General features: G+C 66.3%; 14 protein-coding genes and 1 pseudogene. 6 read left to right on the top strand and 9 right to left on the bottom strand.

Features of this window, described 5'->3' with window-relative positions; genetic code table 11:
* Positions 1–15: 15 nt before the first annotated feature.
* The 3 genes from AC5Y2L_RS21320 to AC5Y2L_RS21330 all read right to left on the bottom strand — a co-directional run bounded on the left by AC5Y2L_RS21320 (position 16) and on the right by AC5Y2L_RS21330 (position 3,240).
* Positions 16–1,398, bottom strand: a complete 1,383-nt coding sequence (locus AC5Y2L_RS21320) for a flavin monoamine oxidase family protein (RefSeq protein ID WP_499931916.1) — start codon at positions 1,396–1,398, stop codon at positions 16–18.
* A 131-nt stretch (positions 1,399–1,529) separates the two neighbouring features.
* A complete protein-coding gene (locus AC5Y2L_RS21325) occupies positions 1,530–2,807 on the bottom strand; it encodes a cytochrome P450 (RefSeq protein WP_499931907.1) in 1,278 nt (425 codons plus the stop codon).
* Between the two features lie 91 nt (positions 2,808–2,898).
* Positions 2,899–3,240: an MmpS family transport accessory protein gene (locus tag AC5Y2L_RS21330; protein WP_499931893.1), complete on the bottom strand. Its 342-nt coding sequence runs from the start codon at positions 3,238–3,240 to the stop codon at positions 2,899–2,901.
* 114 nt (positions 3,241–3,354) lie between these two features.
* On the opposite strand from AC5Y2L_RS21330, the gene AC5Y2L_RS21335 reads away from it, so the two are divergent.
* Together AC5Y2L_RS21335 and AC5Y2L_RS21340 are read left to right on the top strand one after the other, a co-directional pair.
* Positions 3,355–4,440, top strand: coding sequence for an NAD(P)H-dependent amine dehydrogenase family protein (locus tag AC5Y2L_RS21335; protein ID WP_499931892.1), 1,086 nt, complete (start codon positions 3,355–3,357; stop codon positions 4,438–4,440).
* A 14-nt stretch (positions 4,441–4,454) separates the two neighbouring features.
* A pseudogene (locus tag AC5Y2L_RS21340) lies at positions 4,455–5,501 on the top strand (Hsp70 family protein); the annotation flags it as partial.
* Between the two features lie 32 nt (positions 5,502–5,533).
* On the opposite strand, the gene AC5Y2L_RS21345 reads toward AC5Y2L_RS21340, so the two are convergent.
* Complete coding sequence (locus AC5Y2L_RS21345) at positions 5,534–6,169, bottom strand: hypothetical protein (RefSeq protein ID WP_499932439.1); 636 nt, start codon at positions 6,167–6,169, stop codon at positions 5,534–5,536.
* A gap of 263 nt (positions 6,170–6,432) precedes the next feature.
* Entirely contained in the window at positions 6,433–7,389 is a 957-nt protein-coding gene (locus AC5Y2L_RS21350; protein ID WP_499931889.1) for an SDR family oxidoreductase, read from the bottom strand.
* Positions 7,390–7,489: 100 nt separating this feature from the next.
* On the opposite strand from AC5Y2L_RS21350, the gene AC5Y2L_RS21355 reads away from it, so the two are divergent.
* Positions 7,490–8,065, top strand: coding sequence for an SHOCT domain-containing protein (locus AC5Y2L_RS21355; RefSeq protein ID WP_499931887.1), 576 nt, complete (start codon positions 7,490–7,492; stop codon positions 8,063–8,065).
* A 75-nt stretch (positions 8,066–8,140) separates the two neighbouring features.
* On the opposite strand, the gene AC5Y2L_RS21360 is transcribed toward AC5Y2L_RS21355, so the two are convergent.
* A complete protein-coding gene (locus AC5Y2L_RS21360; protein WP_499931885.1) occupies positions 8,141–8,764 on the bottom strand; it encodes an MBL fold metallo-hydrolase in 624 nt (207 codons plus the stop codon).
* Positions 8,764–9,849, bottom strand: a complete 1,086-nt coding sequence (locus tag AC5Y2L_RS21365) for an S-(hydroxymethyl)mycothiol dehydrogenase (RefSeq protein ID WP_499931883.1) — start codon at positions 9,847–9,849, stop codon at positions 8,764–8,766. The genes AC5Y2L_RS21360 and AC5Y2L_RS21365 overlap by 1 nt, the downstream gene beginning before the upstream one ends.
* 139 nt (positions 9,850–9,988) lie before the next feature.
* Between AC5Y2L_RS21365 and AC5Y2L_RS21370 the strand changes: the two genes are divergently transcribed.
* The 3 genes from AC5Y2L_RS21370 (at position 9,989) to AC5Y2L_RS21380 (ending at position 12,512) form a co-directional block, all read left to right on the top strand.
* A complete protein-coding gene (locus AC5Y2L_RS21370; RefSeq protein ID WP_499931881.1) occupies positions 9,989–11,041 on the top strand; it encodes a class I SAM-dependent methyltransferase in 1,053 nt (350 codons plus the stop codon).
* Complete coding sequence (locus tag AC5Y2L_RS21375) at positions 11,041–11,862, top strand: serine hydrolase domain-containing protein (RefSeq protein WP_499931879.1); 822 nt, start codon at positions 11,041–11,043, stop codon at positions 11,860–11,862. Before AC5Y2L_RS21370 ends, AC5Y2L_RS21375 begins: the two co-directional genes overlap by 1 nt.
* Before the next feature lie 137 nt (positions 11,863–11,999).
* Positions 12,000–12,512 carry a DUF3145 domain-containing protein gene (locus AC5Y2L_RS21380; RefSeq protein ID WP_499931877.1) on the top strand — a complete coding sequence of 171 codons (513 nt, stop codon included), beginning with the start codon at positions 12,000–12,002 and terminating at the stop codon, positions 12,510–12,512.
* Between the two features lie 89 nt (positions 12,513–12,601).
* Here the strand turns inward: AC5Y2L_RS21380 and AC5Y2L_RS21385 are convergent, their stop codons facing one another.
* Both AC5Y2L_RS21385 and AC5Y2L_RS21390 read right to left on the bottom strand, forming a co-directional pair.
* Positions 12,602–13,513 (bottom strand): diacylglycerol kinase, encoded by a 912-nt coding sequence (locus AC5Y2L_RS21385; protein WP_499931875.1) that lies wholly within the window; start codon positions 13,511–13,513, stop codon positions 12,602–12,604.
* Entirely contained in the window at positions 13,510–15,090 is a 1,581-nt protein-coding gene (locus AC5Y2L_RS21390; protein WP_499932405.1) for an FAD-binding oxidoreductase, read from the bottom strand. Before AC5Y2L_RS21390 ends, AC5Y2L_RS21385 begins: the two co-directional genes overlap by 4 nt.
* Between the last annotated feature and the right edge of the window lie 7 nt (positions 15,091–15,097).

Consider the following 15,097-nt stretch of genomic DNA (forward strand, 5'->3'; position numbering starts at 1 on the left):
AAAAGCCCCTGTTTCTCACCGAAATTGGGGGATTTTGCGTCTGCTCGGCTGTGCTGGTTCCATCACCTCACTGGCCGCTCGTTCGCCGGAGCGGATGGCGCCGTCGACCCAGCCGCACATCTTCGCCGAGCTCTCGGTTCCGGCCCAGTGGATGCGGCCGCACGGTTCGCGCAGCGCATGGCCGAACTCGGTGAGCACACCGGGCGGAGCGTGGCTGAGCATTCCACCGCCGGAGTAGGGTTCGCGGCCCCAGTTCTGCTCGACGTAGTCCACCGGCTTTCCGGCCTTCGGGCCGAACCGGTGAACCAGCGTGTCGAGAACCGACTGGCGGCGCTCGGTTTCGTCGAGGCGCTCGTAGGCACGCGCGGTCGGTCCCTCGCTGATCACGCACAAGATGCCCGGCGTTCCGGCGTGGGTGCAGGCGTCGATCGTGACCGGAGCCGGCGTGCCCGGCGCCACCGACTGGCCGCACAACCCGTCGTCCCGCCAGAACGGCTCGTCGTACACGATCGAGATCTTGACGATCGCACCGCTGGGCATCCGCTGATGCAGGAAAGCGCGATCCGTGGGAAGCATTGGCTCGTAAACGATTTGGCTGGCGATCGCCACCGGCACCGCGACAATCACGTGCCGCGCCCGGATGCCGTCGCCGTCGGATCGCACCGTCACCCCGTCGGCGTCCTGCGTGATGGACCGGACCGGCTGTGAGAGCCGGATCGCGTCGCCCAGCTCGGCGGCCATCGGCTGGTAGATGGCACCCATTCCACCGACAATTCGCGCGTCCTGCGATGCGCCCTTGCCGCCCAGCACGAAGCCTGGCCCGCCGCCCGACGCCATTTGGTACAGCACGAACAGCATCGACACCTCGGAGGTCGCCGACGTGTAGCACCCCCCGACCGCCGCATCCAACAGGTCGTGGGCCGCCTTGGACATGACGTTCTTGTCCAGCCATTGGGCCAACGTCATGCGATCCCACTTGGCGGCGTTCTTGGCCTCCCACGGCGCATCCAGCGGAATGGACTTGCACAGCCGGCTGATTCCGTAGAAGCCGGCGCCGAGGTTCAGCGACGCCCACGGGCTCATGCTCCACGGGATCGTGCCGCGATACCGGTACTGTTTGCCCCCGACCACCATCATGGCTTGGCCACCGGTGTACTGCTTGAACGTCGAGACGCCGAATTCGTCCATCAGCGCATAGATTCGGTCCTGCGTCGGGCCGACCCACGCGCCGCCCTTGTCGATCCAGGACCCGTCGGGGCGGGTCACGGTGAATGTCCGCCCGCCGACGCGGTCGCGGGCTTCCAGCAACACCACCGAACGGCCGGCCTGCTTGAGGCGCAGGGCCGCCGTCAGTCCCGCAAAACCCCCGCCTACCACGCAAACGTCGACGTCAGCCATGCTGATAACGCCTACCCGCCCAGCGCTGGCCAGTCAATGCCGAGCAGACGCAAAATCACCCGAAAACGCGCCGTTTTGGGGGATTTTGCGTCTGCTCGCGCTACAACGCGCTACCTCGCGCAACCTCTGCGCTACCAGGCGACCGGCAGGCTCTTGATGCCGTGGATGAATTGCGACAGCAGCCGCGCCGGCTCCGCGGTCGCGTGGATGTCGGGGATCTGGCGGTGCAGCTCGTCGAACATCACCCGGATCTCGCGGCGAGCCAGGTTCGCGCCCAGGCAGAAGTGGGCACCGCCGCCGCCGAACCCGACATGCGGGTTCGGGCTGCGCGCCACGTCGAACGTCCAGGGGTCGGCGAACTTCGACTCGTCGCGGTTCGCCGAGTTGTACCACAGCGAAACCTTGTCTCCGGCAGCCATTTTGACGCCGCGCAACTCGACATCCTGCGTCAGGGTACGCCGCATGTAGATCACCGGCGACGCCCACCGCACGATCTCCTCGACCGCGGTGGGTGCCAGCGCGTCGAAGTCCGACCACCACTTCTCCCGCTGCTCGGGATAGCGGGTCAGCGCCAGCACGCCGTGGCTGATCGCATTGCGCGTCGTCTCGTTTCCCGCCACCACCAGCAGGATGAAGAACGACGCGATCTCCGCGGATGTCAGTCGCTCGCCGTCGACCTCGGCCTCCACCAGGCTGGACGTCAGATCGTCGTGGTGGTGGACCCGTCGGTCCTCGGCCAGCTCAGTGGCATACGCGCCGATGTCCATCGAAATTTTGATGAACTCCTCGGGATCGACCGTCAGATCCGGGTCGCCGACGCCCAAAATCTCGTTGGTCCAATGGAATACCCGCTGATGGTCTTCCTCGGGGATACCCATCATGTCGCAGATGATCTGCAGCGGCAGCGGTCCGGCGAGCTCGCTGACCAGATCGGCTTGTCCGTCAGGGTGATTGGCGATGATCGACGTGACCAAGCGGCGGGCCCGCTCGCGCACCGACGCCTCGATGCGGGCCACCACCTTTGGGGTGAACGCCCTGCTGACGATCGAGCGCAGCCGCTGATGCCGCGGATCGTCGAGCACGATCATCGAGCCGAAATACTCGGCCACTTCTGGGTTCTGGTCGTTGATCGTGATGCCGGGCTTCGAGCTGAAAACATCGGGATGACGACTGGCGTAGAAGACATCGTCGAGCTTGGTCAGCGCCCAATGCCCCTCACCCGCCGGGAATCCCTCCAACTCGATCGCGGGCCAGAACGAAATCGGCGCCTCGCGGCGCAGCGTCGCGAACGCACCGTCGCGGACGTCGTCGTCGAGTTGCCAGAATTCGAGCGAGCCGAGATCGATGTCGGCAAGCGGGATCTCCGGTGGCGCGGTTCCGTTTACCCGATTCGCAATGCCGCTCGTCACGTCGAACCTCCTAGCGAACGGTGGCGAGCAGACGCAAAATCCCCCAATTCGGCACGGAAATTGGGCATTTTGCGTCTGCTCGCGACAGAACTCAATGTGTGCACACGGTATGTGCAGGCGTCCCCGTGGCTTTCGCCTCCTGGACCACGTTGTTGTCGACAATGATTCGGCAGGTGACGGTGCCTTGTGCCTGCGCGCTGAGCACAAACACCTGACCCCCGAAAGAGGTGAACGTCGCCGACCAGGGCAGCCGCGCATTCACCGCCCGCTGCTGACCGGTGTCGGTTTGGTAGCTGATCAGCTCGGCGACGCCGGAGCTGCCACTGACTTCGTAACGAACTTCCGGAAAGTCGCCCGCGTGCGCCACACCGCACGTGGTCGCGAATCCGAAGCCGACAGCGAACAGGGCCGAGGCGCCACGAAAATGCTTCATGGTTTCCCATGCTGTCAAAACAGGCGACCGCACGCGAGCTTTTCCGGCAGCCGGTTCGCCGCAATCGCGCGACATGTTTATGGTGAAGCGGATATCGGCGGAAGGTGGCTGGGAATGTCGCTACGCGACAAGAAGCGAGTGGTGATCTGGGGAACCGGCTTCGTGGGCAAGATGGTGATCGCCGAGATCGTCAAGCACCCGATGTTCGAATTGGTCGGCGTGGGCGTCAGCAACCCTGACAAGGTCGGCCGCGACGTCGGCGACATCTGCGGGCTGGCCGAACCGGTGGGCGTCACGGCCACCGACGACGTCGACGCCCTGATCGCCTTGAAGCCCGACGCGTTGGTGCACTACGGCCCCACGGCGATCAAGGCCAAGGAGAACATCTCACTGATCACCCGCTTCCTGCGAGCTGGCATCGACGTGTGCTCGACCGCCATGACGCCGTGGGTATGGCCGACGATGCACCTGAATCCGCCGCAGTGGATCGAACCCATCACCCAGGCCTGCGAGCTGGGGGAGTCGTCGTGCTTCACCACCGGCATCGACCCGGGCTTCGCCAACGACTTGTTCCCGATGACCCTGATGGGCCTGTGTTCCGAAGTACGGCGAGTGCGGGCCTCGGAGTTGTTGGACTACACGAACTACGAGGGCGACTACGAAGTCGAGATGGGTATCGGCCGCGAACCCGAATACCGTCCGATGCTGGAAAACCGCGACGTGCTGATCTTCGCGTGGGGCGCCACCGTCCCGATGATCGCCCACGCCGCCGGGATCATGCTCGACGAGATCACCACCACCTGGGACAAGTGGGTAACACCCACCGAGCGCAACACCGCGAAGGGCGTCATCAAGCCCGGCCACGTCGCCGCCGTGCGATTCACCATCAACGGCGTCTACCAGGGTGAGACCCGCATACAGCTGGAACATGTCAACCGCATCGGCCTGGACGCCGCCCCCGACTGGCCGACGGGTCACGACAACGACGTCTACCGGGTGGACATCGAGGGGACCCCGAGCATCTTCCAGGAGACCGCGTTCCGGTTCACCGACGGCTCCGGCCGTGACGCGGCTGCGGCCGGCTGTCTGGCCACCGGGATGCGGGCGCTCAATGCGGTTCCGGCGGTCAACGACCTTTCGCCGGGCTGGGTCACGGCACTGGACCTGCCGCTGATCCCCGGCGCCGGAACGATCCGCTGACCAGGGCATTGGACATGGCCGAACTCGCCACCCCGGCGTTGGGCCTGTCGATCGGTGCCACCAACCTGGCTGCGGTAACCCCCGACCACGCCATCACCCGTAGGCCGGTGGTGACGCTGTATCGTCAGCGTCCGCCCGAGGTCGGGGTGCCGTCGGAGAACCCGAGGCTGGACGAGTCCGGGCTGGTGATCAGCGACTTCGTGGACCGCGTGGGCGATGCGGCCGGCATCGTGGCGACCGACGGCTCGGCGCACCGCAGCGAGGCCCTGGTTGCCGACGGGCTGCGGGCGCTCGCGTACGCGGCGACCGGGCGGCCCCTACCGGAAAGAATCGCGGTGACCTATCCCGCGCACTGGGCACCCAAGGCCGTGGACGCGCTGAGGTCGGCACTGACTCGGGTGGCCGAATGGTCGAACCGCGCGCAGCCGCTGCCGCTGATCCCGGACGCGGCGGCGACGTTGCTCGCTGTGCGGGCCAGCCCGGGCATGCCCGACGACGGGGTCGTCGCGGTCTGCGACTTCGGGGGTAGCGGCACCAGCATCACGCTCGTCGACGCCGGCGCTGAGTATCACCCGTTAGCCACGACCGTGCGGCATCACGACTTCTCTGGGCGCCTGGTCGACCAGGCGTTGTTGACCGCGGTCCTGGACAACCTGCCGAGCGAGGGTCCGTTCGTCCGGGCCGTTGATTCGGCGGTCGGCTCGTTGAACCGGCTGCGGGCCGCTTGCCGAGTCGCCAAGGAGCAGCTTTCGTCGAGCACGGTGACCGTGTTGTCTGGGTTGTCCGGGGAGTCGTCACAAAGCATCCGGCTCACTCGCAGCGAACTCGACGACGTCATCTGCGGTCCGCTGGAAAACTTCGCGGCGATCATAGAAAAAACCTTGGCGCACAATGCGATTAGCATCTCGAGCCTGGCGGCGGTGGTGGCGGTGGGCGGCACCGCGCAGATACCCGCGGTGACCACGACGCTATCGACGCGGCTGCAGGTCCCGGTGATCACGACGCCGCGTCCGCACCTGACGCCTGCCATCGGCGCTGCGCTGCGGGCGGCACGCGATCCGCAGCATGCCCGGGAAATGACGGAGCGCTGAACCTATCGAGTGACGGATTTTTCCTCTTGTTCGGACTGGGCCAGTTCTTCCTCGCTGGCGCCCTCTTCGCGCTTGGCCTGCTCGATGACCGCCTTGTTGTACTCTTTGTCTTTTTCGATCTGCTCCTCGGTGGAGAGCCCCTCGTCGGACGACTCATCCTCGGATGACTTCTGGTCATCAGCGGAGCGGGCCTCGTGCGAAGACTCGCCCTTGTCTGACGTCGCAATGCCGGTCGGGTTGACACCGCTTGACTCGGCCTCGCCCGAAGATTCGCCACCCTCCTTCTGGGCCTTGGCCGCCGGGGCGTCCTCGTCGCCCATTGCGCTGGGGTTTCCCTCGTCGTCCAGCCAGTCGTTGACCGCCGTGCCGGAAACTGCGCCGCCGGTGCCGGGCAGCACCAAAGTGGGCCGGTCTTCGTAGGCCGTCATCATCTTCTTGGCTTCTTCTTTGTCCTCTTCGTCCGGCTCCGGCTTCTCGGTCGGAGTATCCGAGGGCTGCTCGTCAGACTCTTGCTTGTCGGACGGAGTCTCGCCGTCCCGCGACTCCTCTTGATTAGCCTCTTGGTCAGCCTCAGCTTTGTCTTTCGAAGCTTCTGGCTTGTCGTCAGAGTCAGCCGGCACGTTTTCCTGGGTTGTCATGCGTATCCCCTTCGGAGTTGTGGTGGGTCACCACCCTTCGGTCAGGGTTACCCGCTGCAGCGCGGTATCGAAACAGCGATTATTTCGTGATTGACCAGCGCAATTGACGCGAGCGAAATTCGCGGCAGCTTCAACTGGGGTTGCCGGCGACGCCTCGGGCGTTCGGCGCAACCGTTCGTCGCTGGACGGGCACGCTAAAGCATGTTGTGTCGCGGCAACCACGAATCGCTTTGCGCCGCAATTTATTTGGTCCCTGTCGGGGGTCAGCCGGCCTTCGGGTAGCTGACTCCGGTGAGCTCCTCAGAGATCTCCCAGAGGCGTCGGCAGTCGTCGTCGTTGCGGGCGCGTTTGGGTACCTTGGCGAGTTTGACACCGCCACCGGCAAGCTCGTAGACGCCGCGGGGCCCGTAGAACGCCCCGCCCTGGGCATGCGGTGTGGCGGCCGCATACAACGCGGGCAGGATTCCCTCGTCAATCTCCTGCCACAGGAACGGCGTGAACTTCCACGATGTCTTGTACAGCCGCTCCATCAGCGCCGGCTTCTCCCGGCCGTGCGACGGTCCGCTGATCTGCAGGTTCGTCTTGGTCAGCCCGGGGTGTGCCGCGCTGGAGACGATGCCCCAGCCACCGGCGCGACTGCGCTTGTCCAGCTCGATGGCGAACATCAAGACCGCCAGCTTCGACTGGCCGTAGGCGGCCATCGGGGCATACGACTTCTCGAATTGCAGGTCGTCGAAGTGGATCTTGCCACTTTGCCGGGCGGCCAGACTGCTCAGCGAGACCACTCGTGCGCCGCCGGCCGCGCGTAACAGCGGCAGCACGTGACCGGTCAACGCGAAGTGGCCGAGATGGTTGCTGCCGAACTGCAATTCGAATCCGTCGGCGGTGGTGTCGCGGTCCGGGGGCGTCATGACACCGGCGTTGTTGATCAGGATGTCGATCGGGCGACCCTCGGAGTTGAGCTGTTCGCCCAAGGCGGCGACCGACGCCAGCGACGACAGGTCGAGGGCCTTGATGGTCAGCTTGGCGTCGGGCACCGTCGCGCGAATTTTCTCGATCGCCTCCTCACCCTTGGCGCGGTTGCGGATCGCCATGACCACATCGGCTCCGGCCGCCGAAAGCCGTCGGGCCAGCCCGAACCCCAGACCGCTGTTCGCTCCGGTGACGACTGCCAGCTTGCCGGAAAGATCGGGCACTGTTGCGACGAGATCGTCGGCCATGCGTTCATTCCTTTCCCGTTTTCGTCCCAGTCTGCTCCTCTTCCGCTCGCCCGCGTCCTGGCTATCGGCGTCGATGCCCGCCGCGTGACACACTTCCTGGATGAACAGCAGACGGCTCGCCAAGTTTTCGCTAGCCGCCGCCATCGTGCTGGTGGTGGTGTCGGTGGGCGGGTTCATCACCACGTTGATCCTCAACGCATTCTTTCTGGACAAGTACGACGCCTACGGCGAGGTGCCCATCCCGGGGTCGGGCAGCGTGCATTTGCCCGCCGGCGACGTCACCGCCAGTCTGCATACCGTGGTGATCGGCGGACCCAACGGCGGCGGTCAGCCGGTGCCGCCGCTCGGTGTGACGATCACTCCGCCGGAGGGTGTCGCGCAGCCCGTCGTGACCGAAAGCATCGGTAGCACAACGACTGTCAACAACGACGCGCACGTCCGGGTGTGGATGGTCCATGTTCCGGCCGAGGGCACCTACAACGTCACGACCGACGGCCAGGTCAACGGATACATCAGCCCGCGGCTGGCCTTCGGCCATCAGAGCTCGTACGGATATTTGGTGTGGGTGTTCGTGGGGCTGTTCGTGGTGGGCCTGGCCGACCTGGCGCTTTCGGTGATGTGGCTGGGCCGCAGCAGGCGCACGGCGAGGTCGGCGGTGATGGCCACGCAGATTTGACCGCGAGCGTGCATGCTTGTACGTCGACACGCCGGTTCGGCTGGCATTTTGCGCACGCTCGCGGGGGCCGGGGCCCTAGTGTCCGCGGGCGACCCACTCCTCGTAGTGGATGATCTCGTCGCCAATGGTGGTGTCGTCGCCGTGGCCGGTATGCACGACGGTTTCGCCCGGCAACTTGCCGAGCCGCTCGGATATCGACCGCAGAATCGTCGGGAAGTCGGAGTACGAGCGCCCCGTCGCGCCCGGCCCGCCGGAGAACAGCGTATCCCCGCTGAACAGCACACCCAGGTCGAAGGCATACCAGCACACCGATCCGGGGGAGTGGCCCGGGGTGTGCATCGCCTGCAATCGCATGCCCGCCACATCCAGCGTCTCCCCATCGGAAATGGCGCGAAAGTCCTTGTCCGGGTGCGTCATTCGCCATAGCACATCATCGGCGGGGTGCAGCAGCACCGGTGCGTCGAGGGTCTCGCCCAGCTCGGGAGCGACGGTGACGTGATCGTTGTGGCCGTGTGTGCAGACCACCGCGACCACATGGCGGCCGTTGACGGCCTCGATGATCGGTTCCGCGGTGTGCGCGGCGTCGAAGACCACGACGTTGGAGTTGTCGCCGACCAGCCAAATGTTGTTGTCGACTTCCCAACTGCCGCCGTCGAGTTCGAACGTGCCGTGCGTGACGACCTTCTCGATTGCGACCATTACAGGATCACCACCGAACGCAGCACCTTGCCGTCGTGCATCTTATGGAATGCCTCCTCGACGTCGCCGAGCCCGATGCGCTCGGACACGAACTTGTCCAGCGGTAGCCGGCCCTGCAGGTAGAGGTCGATCAGCGTGGGAAAGTCGCGTTCGGGCAAGCAGTCGCCGTACCACGAGGACTTCAGCGACCCGCCGTGGGAGAAGAGATCCACCAGCGGCATGTCCAGCCGCATATCGGGCGTGGGCACTCCCACCAGCACCACCGTTCCGGCGAGATCACGCGCGTAGAACGCCTGCTTCCAGGTCTCGGGCCGGCCGACGGCGTCGATCACCACGTCGGCGCCGAAGCCGCCGGTGAGGTCCTGGATCGTCTTGGTGACGTCGAGCTCGCGGGCGTTGACGGTGTGCGTTGCTCCGAACTTGCGCGCCCAGTCCAGTTTCGTGTTGTCGGTGTCGACGGCGATGATCATTTTGGCTCCGACCAGCGCGGCACCGGCGATCGCGGCGTCGCCCACCCCACCGCAGCCGATGACGGCGACCGTGTCGTCGCGGGTGACGCCGCCGGTGTTGATCGCCGCACCGATGCCGGCCATCACCCCGCAGCCCAATAATCCGGCGACGGCCGGGTCAGCCTGCGGGTCGACCTTGGTGCATTGGCCCGAATGCACCAGCGTCTTGTCGGCGAACGCCCCGATGCCCAGCGCCGGTGTCAGTTCGGTGCCGTCGGTCAGCGTCATCTTCTGCTCGGCGTTGAAGGTGTCGAAGCAGAGGCTGGGCCGGCCGCGTTTGCAGGCCCGGCACTGTCCGCAGACCGCGCGCCAGTTCAGGACCACGAAATCGCCCGGCTCGACGGCGGTCACCCCGGGCCCGACCGATTCGACCGTCCCGGCGGCCTCGTGTCCGAGCAGGAACGGGTATTCGTCGTTGATGCCGCCGTCGCGGTAGGTCAGATCGGTGTGGCAGACCCCGCAGGCGATGACGTCGACCACGGCCTCGCCCGGCCCCGGGTCGGGGACGACAATGTCGACCAATTCGATGGGTTTGCCCTTGCTACGTGAAATCACGCCTCGCACTGTCTGACTCATGGGCACCAACCTACTTTGCATCTTGTCGTCGAGCCTGCGGTGGTGGCGCCGATTCTGCGCTGAGGCACTCGATTCCGCCGAATCTGGCGCCCTGGACGCAGACTCGGCGCGAGGGGATGCGGGTGTAGCGTCCGTGGGCATGAGCGAGACCGCTGAAGAGTTCGCCGCGCGGATGACCGCGGCTCTGGACAGCGCCAGCCTGGCGATCCTGCTGAGCATCGGACACCAGACCGGGCTGCTGGACATCATGGCCGGGCTGCCTCCGGCCACCAGCGCCCAAATCGCTGACGCTGCTGGCCTCAACGAGCGCTACGTCCGGGAGTGGCTGGGCGGCATGACCACCGGCCACGTCGTCGACTACGACGCGCAGACCGCGACCTACTCACTGCCCGCGCACCGTGCGGGTGTGCTGACCCGGGCGGCCGGACCGAACAACCTCGCCGTCGTGGCCAGCTTCATCCCGCTGCTCAGCGAAGTAGAACAGAAGATCATCGGCTGCGTGCGGACCGGCGGCGGACTGCCCTATAGCGAATTTCCACGCTTTCACACGCTGATGGCGGAGATGAGCGGTGTGGTGTTCGATGCCGCGCTGATCGACGTGGTGCTGCCGTTGGTCGACGGCCTTGTCGAGCGCCTGCGGGCCGGGGCCGACGTGGCCGACTTCGGATGCGGCAGCGGGCATGCGATCAACCTGATGGCCCGGGCGTTCCCGGCCAGCCGATTCACCGGCATCGACTTCTCCGAAGAGGCCATTGCCACCGGCCGCTCGGAGGCCGCCGAGCTGGGCCTGACCAACGCAAGCTTCGAACGACACAATCTGGCCGAGTTGGACAAGCTCGCCGCTTATGACGTGATCACGGTGTTCGACGCCATCCACGATCAGGCCCAGCCGGCCCGCGTGCTGGAAAACATCTATCGCGCCCTGCGCCCGGGCGGAGTCCTGCTGATGGCGGACGTCAAGGCGTCCAGCCGACTCGAAGAAAACGTCGGCGTCCCGCTGAGCACCTACCTCTACGCCACCTCGATGATGCACTGCATGACGGTGTCGCTGGCCATGGACGGCGCCGGGCTGGGCGCCATGTGGGGACGCCAGCTGGCCACCTCGATGCTTGCCGACGCGGGGTTCGACGACGTGGTGGTGAAAGAGGTCGAGTCGGATCCGATCAACAACTACTACATCGCCCGCCGTTGATGGCCGCTCTCGACGTGCTCGATGAATGGCCGGTGTCCGCCGCAGCCGCCGCGGTGGTAGCGCCCACCGGCGTGCTGGCCACCCACGGCGACACCGGACGGGTTTTCGCGTTGGCGTCGGTCACCAAACCGCTGGTAGCGCGGGCGGTGCAGGTCGCCGTCGAGGAAGGGGTCGTCGACCTGGACACTCCCGCCGGCCCGCCGGGTTCGACGGTCCGCCATTTGCTGGCGCACGCCTCGGGCCTGGCGATGACGTCCGACCAGGTGCTCGCCAAGCCCGGTACCCGGCGGGTGTATTCGAATACCGGCTTTACCGTGCTGGCCGAGACGGTGCAGCAGGAGTCCGGGATCGAGTTCGGCCGTTACCTGGCCGAGGCGGTGTGTGAGCCGCTGGCCATGGCTGCGACCCGGCTGGACGGCGGCGCGTCTTGCGCCGGGTTCGGGGCGACCTCGACGGTGGCTGACCTGGCGGCTTTTGCCGGTGATCTGCTGCGGCCGTCGACGGTCTCGGCGCCCATGCACGCCGAGGCTGTGAACGTGCAGTTTCCCGGGCTGGACGGTGTTCTGCCCGGTTACGGCGCCCAGCGGCCCAACGACTGGGGGCTGGGCTTCGAGATCCGGAATGCGAAGTCACCGCACTGGACCGGTGGGCGGAACTCGCCGCGCACGTACGGTCATTTCGGCCAGGCAGGGGGCTTCATCTGGGCAGATCCGGATGCGGACCTGGCGCTGGTGGTGCTGACCGACCGCGATTTCGGCGAGTGGGCGCTGGACATCTGGCCGGAGCTTTCCGACGCGGTCCTATCGCAATACATCCGATAAGGATTGAACACTAGCGCAACATGGGTATCACAGGGCACAATAGACACGCAAGACACAATCACATCTGAAGCATCCTGCTTATCGGGGCCACCAGGTCGTTGGGGAAGACGTCCCTCGTGGAACCGAAGGAGCAACAGATGCGTGCGTCGAATCAATTTGCCGACGTGACGACTGGCGTGGTGTATGTGCATGCCTCGCCCGCGGCGGTTTGCCCGCACGTGGAGTGGGCGTTGTCGTCGACCCTGCAGTCCAAGGCGAACCTGGTGTGGACTCCGCAGCCGGCCATGCCGGGACAGCTGCGCGCGGTCACCAACTGGGTGGGGCCGGTGGGCACCGGTGCCCGGCTGGCCGACGCGTTGCGCTCCTGGTCGGTGCTGCGGTTCGAGGTCACCGAGGATCCCAGCCCGGGTGTCGACGGGGTGCGGTTCAGCCACACCCCGCAGCTCGGCTTGTGGAGCGGGTCGATGAGCGCCAACGGCGACATCATGGTCGGGGAGATGCGGTTGCGGGCGCTGATGGCGCAGGGCGCCGACACACTCGCCGCCGAACTCGACTCGGTGCTGGGCACGGCGTGGGACGAGGCGCTCGAGGTCTATCGCGACGGCGGCGACGCCGGCGAGGTGACCTGGCTCAGCCGGGGCGTCGGCTGACGCACGTCGGCTAGTCACAGGGGTCACTTCCGCACTACCGCGGTGGGACCATCCAGTTCTGGGCGGCGAGGTTTCCAACACCCGATTGGTCATCGATGGGGATGCAGAACGTGCAGCGCGGCCGGGACCGCGGAGATCTCCGCGGGTAGCGGGCAAACAAAGTCGCCGTCGGCATACACGTTGATCCCCGGGCACTCGACCTGCACCGTCTTGGCCCGCGCGGTGGTCACCTCGTCCAACTCGACGTGGGTTCCCTTGATCGCGGTGGGAAAGAAGCGGACCAGCCTCGTCCGCGAGGCCGACGCCACCATGGTGATGTCGAGCAGGCCATCGGAAGGGTCGGCGTTCGGGCAGATCAGCATCCCGCCGCCGTAGCTACGGGTATTGCCGAAGGCGGTCAGCGTCAGCTCCGCCTCGATCTCCTGTGCTCCGTCGAGCACCAGCCGGAAGGGCAGCAGTCGCAGCTGCGACAGTTCGGCGAACATCGCGACGTAGTAGCGCAGTCGCCCGTGTGGCCACGTCATCCGATTGGCCCGATCCGTGACCAGCGAATCGAAGCCGGTTGCCGCCACGGTGCCGAACCATTTGTGGACGCCGTCGCCATATCGAACCCGGCCCAAGTCAACGGGTTTCGTCCAACCGTCTGCGACGACGTCCGCGGCGGCCTCGGGATCCTTTGTCGGGATGCCGAATTCACGGGCATGGTCATTCCCGGTGCCCGCCGGGATGATGCCCAGCGGAACATCCGTACCGGCCAGCACTTGCAGCGCGTTGGAGATGACGCCGTCACCGCCGGTGACTACCACCGCGTCCGTTCCCTTTTCGACGGCCGCCGCGAGCAGGTACCGTGCGTCGTCGGCATTTTCACCGACGATCTCGATGACCTCCACGCCGCGGTGGTGGAGCCGGGCGATCGCGAGCTGCGAAGCCGCCACCGCGGCGCCGTGTCCGGACAGGGGATTGGTCAGCGCGGTGACCTTGGTGATCTCGCGCCGGTTCACGGAATCAGCTTGCCGGGGTTGAGGATTCCGGCTGGATCCAGGGTCTCCTTGACCGCACGCAACAGCTGCACGCCGAGATCGCCCACCTCGTCGCGCATCCAGGGACGGTGGTCGGCGCCGACCGCGTGATGGTGGGTGATGGTTCCGCCGGTGGCCATGATGGCGTCGCCGGCGGCTTTCTTGGCGTCCATCCACTGCTCGAGCGGATCGCCGCGTTGTCCGGCAAGCACGGTGAAGTAGAGCGAGGCGCCGGTGGGGTAGACGTGCGAGATGTGGCACATCACCAATGCCGGCGTGCCCGACTCGGCAAGCGATGACGTAAGCGCTTCGGTGACAGCGGCTTTCAGGGCCGGCAGGTTGGACCAATCGGTAGCGGTTTCCAGCGTCTCGCACAGCGCTCCCGCGGCCAGCAGCGAGTCGCGCAGGTACGGCGCGGCGAACCGGCCACGTTCCCACGCCCGCGCCGGGCCCTCGCCCAGCGATTTGCCGCCGAGGGATTCCAGCAGCGCGCGTGTCTCGGCATGCCTGCTTTCGGCGTGCTCCTTGGTGCCCTCGAACAACGTCAATCCCAAACAGCCGCCGGTGATCTGGTTTTCGCCGATCGCCTCGGTGGTAGCGAGATTGACTCCGGTCTCGGCTTCGTCGGAAAGCCGCACGACGGTGGGTCCGGCGCCGATCTGGGTGACGGCGCGCAGCGCCGCGGTGCCCGTCGCGAAGTCGGGAAAGGACCACGCCTCATAGCGAGTGGTCTCCGGCACCGGGTGAACCCGCAACCGCACCTTGGTGATGACCCCGAACACGCCTTCCGAGCCGATCGCCAACTGTCGCAGGTCCGGACCCGCCGCCGAGGCCGCTACCCGCCCCACGTCGAGCACGCCCACCGGCGTGATCATGCGAAGCCCGAGGATCATGTCGTTGAAGCGGCCGTAACCCGCGGAGTCCTGGCCCGACGACCGCGTGGCGGCAAACCCGCCGATGGTGGCGTACTCGAAGCTCTGCGGGAAATGCCCGAGTGAGAAGCCGCGCTCGCCGAGCAGGCGTTCGGCGTCCGGTCCGGTGACGCCGGCGCCCAATTCGGCGATGCCGGACACCTCGTCGAGGGAATGCAGCTCGTTGAAGCGACGCAAATCCAGCGAGATCACCGCGCTGAACCGGCCTCGGGAAGGATCCAGTCCGCCGGTGACGCTGGTGCCGCCGCCGAACGGGACGACGGCGATGCCGTGCTCGGAGCAATAGCGCAGGACCGCGGCCACGGTGTCTTCGGCGTCGGGTAGCAGCACCGCGTCGGGCGCGTCCTGGACGCCGCGGTTCGTTCTCCGCAGCAGGTCAGGCGTGGACTTGCCGCCGGCATGCAGCAACCGGTCGCGGTCTGCGGTGCGCACGTATTCGGCCCCGACGATCTTGGCCAGTTCGTCTCGGTCGGCTTGCGACAAGGCGGATGGACGCAGCTGCACCTGGTCGGGCTCTAGCCCGGGCGCGCTCGAATCGTCAAGTCCCACAATCTGTTTCAGCAGAGCCTTGATCCCGTCGGAAAGCGGCTTGGCGGCGGCTGGATCTCCCCACGCGTTCCATTTCATCGGTGGA

It is taken from the genome of Mycobacterium sp. NGS66 (assembly GCF_059812225.1).